At 50.3% G+C, this 8,091-nt stretch carries 8 protein-coding genes; all 8 read left to right on the top strand.

All coding sequences use genetic code 11. From position 1 onward, the window contains the following. Positions 1-772: 772 nt before the first annotated feature. The 8 genes from rimP (at position 773) to truB (ending at position 8,084) form a co-directional block, all read left to right on the top strand. The gene (gene rimP / locus ACI4N7_RS01650) at positions 773-1,246 is read left to right on the top strand and encodes a ribosome maturation factor RimP (protein ID WP_439731626.1); all 474 of its coding nucleotides are present in this window, start codon (positions 773-775) and stop codon (positions 1,244-1,246) included. 21 nt (positions 1,247-1,267) lie between these two features. Further along, on the top strand, positions 1,268-2,413 hold the full coding sequence (gene nusA, locus ACI4N7_RS01645) for a transcription termination factor NusA (RefSeq protein WP_439731625.1): 1,146 nt from the start codon (positions 1,268-1,270) through the stop codon (positions 2,411-2,413). Next, entirely contained in the window at positions 2,410-2,676 is a 267-nt protein-coding gene (gene rnpM, locus ACI4N7_RS01640; protein WP_439731624.1) for an RNase P modulator RnpM, read from the top strand. Before nusA ends, rnpM begins: the two co-directional genes overlap by 4 nt. Then, complete coding sequence (locus ACI4N7_RS01635) at positions 2,669-2,980, top strand: L7Ae/L30e/S12e/Gadd45 family ribosomal protein (protein WP_439731623.1); 312 nt, start codon at positions 2,669-2,671, stop codon at positions 2,978-2,980. Before rnpM ends, ACI4N7_RS01635 begins: the two co-directional genes overlap by 8 nt. 17 nt (positions 2,981-2,997) lie before the next feature. Continuing rightward, complete coding sequence (gene infB, locus ACI4N7_RS01630; protein ID WP_439731622.1) at positions 2,998-5,583, top strand: translation initiation factor IF-2; 2,586 nt, start codon at positions 2,998-3,000, stop codon at positions 5,581-5,583. Positions 5,584-5,917: 334 nt separating this feature from the next. Beyond that, positions 5,918-6,271 (top strand): 30S ribosome-binding factor RbfA, encoded by a 354-nt coding sequence (gene rbfA, locus ACI4N7_RS01625; RefSeq protein ID WP_439731621.1) that lies wholly within the window; start codon positions 5,918-5,920, stop codon positions 6,269-6,271. Further along, entirely contained in the window at positions 6,268-7,233 is a 966-nt protein-coding gene (locus ACI4N7_RS01620) for a DHH family phosphoesterase (protein WP_439731620.1), read from the top strand. The genes rbfA and ACI4N7_RS01620 overlap by 4 nt, the downstream gene beginning before the upstream one ends. Beyond that, positions 7,233-8,084: a tRNA pseudouridine(55) synthase TruB gene (gene truB, locus ACI4N7_RS01615; RefSeq protein ID WP_439731619.1), complete on the top strand. Its 852-nt coding sequence runs from the start codon at positions 7,233-7,235 to the stop codon at positions 8,082-8,084. Before ACI4N7_RS01620 ends, truB begins: the two co-directional genes overlap by 1 nt. Positions 8,085-8,091 lie beyond the last annotated feature (7 nt).

The raw sequence follows: 8,091 nt of genomic DNA, 5'->3' as shown, positions 1-8,091 counted from the left end.
AGGAAGCTGCTGATTAAGGAAAAGGACATCTGTAAGGATGTCCTTTTTGCTTGCCCTTTTTCCTGCTCAGCCAGGTGTCATCCGTGCTGTTTTGGTCGGAATCGCCGGGAGGAGCAGGCCGCCGATTAAGGGGAAGGACATTTGAAAGGATATCCTTCTGTCTGCCTATATTATGAAAAAGAGCCAGTGGTTGCCCACTGGTTCTTTTGGGCTGTATGGATAGTTCTCTGGGTTAATATTTTCGTTTCTGTTTGGGAATGACTGTATTACTGAAGACTATGTGATTTCGTTTTCGAAAGTTATTTGGTGCTGTGAATATACTGTATTGGAATTCAAGGTCAACTGAAATAATCTCTAGCCTGTCTATGAAAGGGTTTTTCTATTGCTCACTTCCCAAGCGGATGGCGAGGTGTGGTGTCCCATAATAATCCCACATAATAACAGATAACAGGTGACAGGCGATTCATCATTCACAGGGCAGTTTGGCCTTATTTAGACGTAAAGCAATAAATAAAGAACTGCTCCCTTTGCATTCCTCTTTTTACTTAAAATCGGGGATTGCTACAAGTGGGAATAAATATATATAAGTGCTTCTTCTGCTAGTAAGATACCTCGCTTAGGCGGAATAATTTCTGCTTTTTAAGCGGAATCTTCTATTATTTGCTACTCTTTACATGATGTGGTATAATTATTGCGTAAGTGTGTGTATAGAGTTTCCTGTAGAGTGAGCTTCGGCTCACTCTTTCTTATATTAAGGACCAAGGGAGGGTATATGGCGCGCAGAGATGTGGAAGAGGCAGTGGAAAAACTGCTGGAGTCTTCGCTGGAGGCGGAGGGCCTGGAGCTTGTGGATGTAGAATATGTGCGGGAACGGAACTGGATTCTTCGCATTTACATTGACAAGGAAGGCGGCGTAGATCTGAATGACTGCCAGTCGGTGAGTGAGAAGGCAGGGGCGCTTCTGGATGAAGCGGACTTGATACCGGACAATTATATGCTTGAGGTTTCTTCTCCCGGCCTTGACCGCGTGCTGAAGAAGGACAAGGATTTTGTCCGCTATACCGGTGAAAATGTGGATGTCAAGCTGTTTGCCCCCCTGGAAGGCAGGAAGGGAGTCAAGGCGTTTACAGCAAAGCTTTTGGGCCTTGGTGACAAAGGCGCTCTTCTTCTGAAAATGGAAGACGGAGAAAAGCTGGCTTTAGAGAGAGATAAGATTTCGCAGGTGAGACTGCATTTTTCTTTTTAATTCCGGGAGGGAATAGTCATCGTGAATCTCAATTTAATTGAAGCAATCAAGGGCCTGGTGAAGGCGAAAAAGGTTGATGAGAAGGTTGTTTTTGATGCACTGGAAATGGTGCTGCTCACTGCCTATAAGAAGGAAACAGGCAGCAATGCCAAGACCTCTGTTACGCTGAACCGTGAAACCGGCGATTACCATATTTATGAAGAAAAGACTGTAGTAGAGGAAATTGACCCCGCTTCTGAAAATGCGATCAATGAAATTTCCGTGGCTGATGCCAAGAAGATTGATAAGACCTACGAAGCCGGTGATATGCTCCGCATTGAAGTGACACCGAAGAATTTCGGCCGTGTGGCTGCCCAGACCGCCAAGCAGGTCATGATCCAGAAGCTCAGAGAAGCGGAGAGAGGATCCATTTATGATGAATTCTCCGGCCGCGAAGGCGATGTGATTACCGGTACCGTTAAGTGGAGCGAATCCCGTACCATTTTCGTAGATCTGGGCCGTGTGGAAGGCATCCTTCCTTTTGCAGAACAGATTGAAGGAGAAGAATTCCATCCCAATGACAAGATCAAGTGCTATGTGCTGGAAGTCAGAAAAACCACCAAGGGACCGGAAATTATTCTTTCCAGAACCCATCCTGGACTGCTGAAGCGCCTCTTCGAGCTGGAAGTTCCTGAAATCTACAGCGGCACCGTAGAAATCAAGAGCGTTGTCCGTGAAGCCGGTTCCCGCTCCAAGATTGCCGTTTACGCCATGGATCCCAATGTAGATCCGGTAGGCGCCTGCGTTGGCCCGAAGGGACAGAGAGTGCAGAATATTGTCAATGAACTGCATGATGAAAAGATTGATATTGTCCGCTGGGATGAAGATCCGGCCGTATATATCGCCAATGCCCTGTCTCCGGCTAAGGTTATTTCCGTTTCCGTATGGGAAGAAGAAAAATCTTCCTACGTCATTGTTCCTGATTACCAGCTCTCCCTGGCCATTGGCAAGGCAGGTCAGAATGCTAGGCTGGCTGCGAAACTGACAAACTGGAAGATCGATATTAAGAGCGAAACCCAGGCTAAGGAAGAGGGCTTCGGTCAGTCTGATGAGGAAGAGGATGATGATATCCTTGGAGATATTGAAGCCGGCGGCGAAGAAGAGATGCAGGAGGAAGATAAGGAATGAAAGTTAAAAAGATTCCCATGCGCATGTGCGTCGGCTGCAAGGAACTGAAACCGAAGAAGGAACTGCTCCGCATCGTCGTGCTTCCCACAGGGGTGATCGAAGTGGACAGAACGGGCAAGAAATCCGGCCGTGGCGTATACGTGTGTGACAATATGGACTGCTTCAACAAGGCCTATGAATCCCATGGCCTGGAAAAATCGCTGAAGCGTCCGGTTTCCAAAGATGTGTATGAAGCATTGAAATCGCAGATTGAAAATGGATGAACCGATTTACAGGATGCTTGGCCTTTGCATGAAAGCAGGAAAGCTGCTTTCCGGGAATGAACAGGTGTCAGAAGGACTGAAAAAAAGGCAGGCCGTCCTGCTGATTGTTACAGAAGACAGCTCCCCGCGAACAAAGGACGAATATATAAAAGCTGCTGAGAGAGCGCATATTTCCTCAAGAATTTTTGGGGAGAAGGAAAAACTGGGCAGAGCCCTGGGAAAAGGGGTACGGACAGCAGCGCTGATTACAGATAAAGGATTCGGCAGGGCAATTGCAGATAAAATTGACCACCGGAAATCATAAAGGTTGGGAGGCTGCTTATGCAGAAGAAAAAGAGAGTATATGAATTAGCCAGACAGTATGGCAAAACAGATAAAGAGGTGCTGGATGTACTGAAAAGCCACAATGTGGATGTCACCAGCCGACTGAGCGGTGTAGATGATAACGGATGCGCTATCCTGGAAAAGGCATTTGCCGTTAAAAAGAAACCGGCAAAACGTCCGCCCATGCGCACCGTCCGCTTTGACCAGCAGGGCCGGCCTACAGATCGGAAACGGCAGGAAACGGGACGGAAGTCCTATTCTTCCTTTGAAGTGCCGGAAGAACCGAAGCCTGCACCCAAGGCAGAAGCTGTAAAGACAGCACCGAAAGCAGAAAAGAAAGAAGAAATCAGAACCGCTGCCCATGAAGAACCGAAGCAGGCATCCAGAACTGAAAAGAAGGAAATCCGTGGAAGAGAGGAAAGACAGCCCCGCCGCCAGGAAAACAGAAATGAACGGCAGGGAGAAAAGACTGCCCGCAGCGAAAGAAATGACCGCTCCGGCCGGGATGGAAGAAACCGCAGCGAAGGCGGAAGACCTTCCAGAAACGGTGGAGAACGCAGCGAAAACAGGAATGAAAGAAACCAGCATCAGGATAGGAATGACAGAAATGACCATTCCCGTCAGGATCGCAGGAACTCCGATAGAAACAGCCATGCAGCTCCTGTAGAGGAGGCACCGGCTCCCCAGCAGAGACGGGAAAAACCGGCAAAGAAGAAATCCAAGAAGGACTGGGAAAGAAGCAGACGGGAAAAGGAAGGCGGTTCCCTGATGGCCCGCTCTCTGAACCAGAGCAAGAAGAAAAAACATATGGCTGACAAGAAGACCACCTCTTATCCTACAGAAGTGGAACTGCCGCCAAGCGTAACCGTTAAGGAACTGGCAGAACTCTTCGGCCGCGAAGTCAGCGAAATTATTAAACACCTTATGATGGACGGCGTTATGGCTACCATCAACCAGAACCTGGATCGGGATACCATTGAAATCCTGGCAGAAGAATTCGGCGTGACCCTGAAAGAAGCAGCCGCTGCTGCAGATCCTACGGAATACAAACCGGCTCCTGATGATCCCCGGTTCCTGAAGCCAAGACCGGCAGTAGTGACCATCATGGGCCATGTAGACCACGGCAAGACCACCCTGCTGGACGCTCTGCGCCAGACCAATGTAGCCATGCATGAAGCCGGCGGCATTACCCAGCGTATCGGCGCCTACCAGATTCGCTACAAGGGACACAAGATTACATTCCTGGATACCCCTGGCCATGAAGCATTCACCGCCATGCGTTCCAGAGGCGCTCAGATCACCGATATCGCTGTCCTTATCGTAGCAGCTGATGACGGTGTTATGCCGCAGACCATTGAAGCCATCCACCATGCAAAGAACGCCAAGGTGCCCATTATGGTGGCTATCAATAAGATTGATAAACCCGGTGCCAACCCGGACCGCATCAAGGAAGAACTGTCCAAGGAAGGCCTTCTGGCAGAAGACTGGGGCGGCGATGTCATTATGACCCCCATTTCCGCCAAGAAGAAGATCGGTCTTGATGACCTCCTGGAAAACATCCTTCTGGTAGCGGAAATGCAGGAACTGAAAGCAAATCCGAACCGTGAAGCTTACGGCGTAGTAGTCGAGGCCCAGCTGGATAAAGGCAGAGGCCCTGTGATGAGTGTCCTCGTACAGAACGGCACCCTCCATGTAGGCGACGGCATTCTGGCCGGCAAATGCTGGGGCCGTGTCCGCGCCATGACCAATGAAAACGGCAGAAAACTGAAAAATGCCGAACCTTCCGCACCGGCAGAAATCCTGGGCATGGACAGCGTACCGGAAGCAGGCGATCATTTCTACGTCATGGACGAAAAGAAAGCAAGAGCCATTGCTGAACTCCGGGCATCCAGAGCCAAGGAAGAAGAACAGAGAAACGTACAGAAGGTTACCCTGGACAATATCTTTGAAAAGATTAAGGAAGGGGAAATGAAGGAACTGGATATCATCATCAAAGCAGATGTCCAGGGTTCCGTTGAAGCACTGGTACAGTCTCTCCAGGCTATCAAGAGCGAAGAAGTCCGCATTTCCATCGTTCACTCCGCTGTAGGCGCTATCAATGAATCGGATGTTATGCTGGCATCGGCTTCCCATGCCCTCATCATCGGTTTTAATGTCCGTCCGGATGCCAATGCCAGAGCCATGGCAGAAAAAGACGGCGTAGATATCCGCCTCTACCGCGTCATTTATGACTGCATCGACGATGTAAAGGCCGCTATGGCCGGCATGCTGGCACCGACTATCCGCGAAGTAGTACTGGGCCATGCAGAAGTCCGCCAGGTCATTCATACACCGAAGGTCATCGTAGCCGGTTCCTATGTACAGGACGGCAAGATTACAAGCACCTGCCAGCTCCGCCTTATCCGCGACGGCATCGTCATTCACGAAGGCAAGATTGCTTCCCTGCGCCGTTTCAAGGATGATGTGAAGGAAGTGGCTGCAGGCTTTGAATGCGGCATTTCCATTGACAGTTACCGTGATGTGAAAGAAGGAGACCAGCTGGAAGCCTTTGAACTGAAGGAAGAAGCTGCTGAACTGAAATAAGAGAGGCTGCCTGAGGCGGCCTGATGTTTGACAGCGCCTGTGGCGCGAGAGTTTCAATGGGCGCTCTTAAAGTTTGCAGAGGCATCGCTTTTGATAAAAACCGTCTCCCCTCTATGGCGGCAGGCAGATCTGATTCGCAGGGAAATGCGGCGACGCACAAAATGCAGTGAGCCGCTTTTCTCCTTCAAAGTCAAAACCTGCGGCAGAGCCATGTCTCTCTGAACTTTTGAATCCGGGGCCCTTCTGCGGTCCTGCATATACAATGATTTACGTATCCGCCTTTATCCAACTGCATAGAAGGCGGATATTTTTATCAAAATGTGAGGTGAAACCCATGTCAGAATTACGAGTACGAAAAGTACAGGAATTTATCAAGCAGGAAGTGAGCAACATGCTCCTTCATGATCTGAAAGACCCCCGCATCGGATTTGTGACGGTGACGGGCGTGGAAGTGACCGGAGATCTTCGGGAAGCGAAGATTTTTGTTTCCCTTTTTGGAAGTGACGAAGAAAAAGCAGCTTCCCTGGAAGCCCTGAATAAGGGCAAAGGATTTGTACGCCGGGAACTGGGACAGCGTCTCAAAATCTACTATACCCCGGAGATTTCTTTTGCTGAAGATACCTCCCTGGACTATGGCATGCATATTGACGGCCTTTTGAAGAAGATTCACAAGGAGGAAAAAGAATGAGTCTTGCACTGCATCATGCAAAAGAAATCGGGGAAAAAGAAGCCTGGGATTTCCTCATGAACCATCACCGGTTCCTTCTGGTGGGCCATGAGCATCCCGATGGAGACGATGTAGGCTCCATCTGTGCCCTTCATAATGTACTGGTGCAGCTGGGCAAGGAAGCGGATATCCTTCTGCCGGATCCCGTGCCCCGGGTATACCGCCTGGTGAAAACGTCTGCCCTGGTGCATACGGAAATGCCGGAAGGCAGGGACTACGATGCCCTGGTGTTTACGGATCTGGGAAATCTGGACCGCGGTGGTCATTTTGATTTTCCCGATGTAGACAGCCTCTGCATTGACCATCACCGGTCCAATGAGGGTTACACGGACTATCTGTACCTGCAGTACAAATATGCGGCAACTGCGGAAATGCTGGCGGAAATGTTCTTTGACGCAGGCATTGAAATGGACGAGGATACCTGCAATGCCCTCTACATGGCTATCGGCACGGACAGCGGTTTCTTTAAGTTCAGCTGCACCTCCGCCCATACTCTTCTCATGGCCAGCCGGCTGGTAGCAATGGGAGCCAAACCGGACTACATTGCCAACCGTCTGGACGAGAAAACAGAAGAAGCCATGAAGTGCTACCAGCTGGTAGCCGGCACGGTTCATTCCTACCATGACGGAAAAATCGTCATTGCCTATATGGGCAAAGAAGCCATGGATCTGGACGGGGAGAATTCCGATTATTATGCTTCCATTCCCCGCTGCATCCGGGGATGCCAGATTGCAGCACTCTTCAAGTACAAGGGAGAAAAGGAAACACGGATATCCCTCCGCTCCACAGAGCACGCCAATGTTGGCGATCTGGCTGCAGAATTCGGCGGCGGTGGACACTGGAAGGCTTCAGGCTGCACCATTCATGAAAGCTTTGAAGACGCAGAGCCTCTCTTTGTGAAGGCAGCGGAGAAATATCTCTGATGGACGGTGTCATTAATGTAGTGAAACCGAAGGACTGGACCTCCTTTGATGTGATTGCCAGACTTCGCCGGATCTATCATCAGAAAAAGATCGGTCACGGCGGTACTCTGGATCCCATGGCGGAAGGTGTACTGCCGGTCTTTCTGGGACGGGCGGCACGGCTTATCGAATATGCTCCTATACATACCAAGACCTACAGGGCGCAGTTCCGCATGGGACTTGCTACAGATACGGAGGATATGACCGGAAAAGTGGTGGAAGAGGGACCTCTTCCGGAAGACCTTTCTATTTTTGAAAGAGTGGCGGAAAAGTTTCGCGGTCCCATTATGCAGGTGCCCTCCAGCTACTCTGCTCTGAAAGTGAAAGGAGAACGGGCCTACAAGCTGGCCAGGGAAGGAAAGAAAGTGGAACTTCCCGCCCGGCCTGTTACCATTTACAAACTGGAAATCACGGCAGTGGATCCGCCGTTTCTTTCCATGACCGTCACCTGCTCCGCCGGCACCTACATCCGTGCTCTGGGGAGAGATCTGGGAAAGGAAGCAGGCTGCCTCCTCACCATGAGTGCCCTCACTCGCACGGAAATGGGTCCCTTTACTCTGGAGGAAGCCAAGACACTGGAAGAGATAGAAAAGAACCCCGAAGGAGCGGTGATCCAGGATCTTCATCCCATCCTGACGGGCCTTCCTTCCATAGAACTTTCCGAAAAGGAAGGGGAAGATTTCCTCCAGGGGAAACGGCTCCGCTTTGGCGGCAGCGATCAGAAAGCAGCCGCTGTCTTCTGTGGCACCCGCTTCCTGGGGATTGCCTCCCTTTCCGGCGGTATCATTCATCCGAAAAAAGTTTTTTCCTGAGGCATAT

Source organism: Dialister sp. (assembly GCF_051885895.1).
GTDB lineage: Bacteria > Bacillota > Negativicutes > Veillonellales > Dialisteraceae > Dialister.
This window is presented reverse-complemented; position numbering and strand designations above follow the sequence as displayed.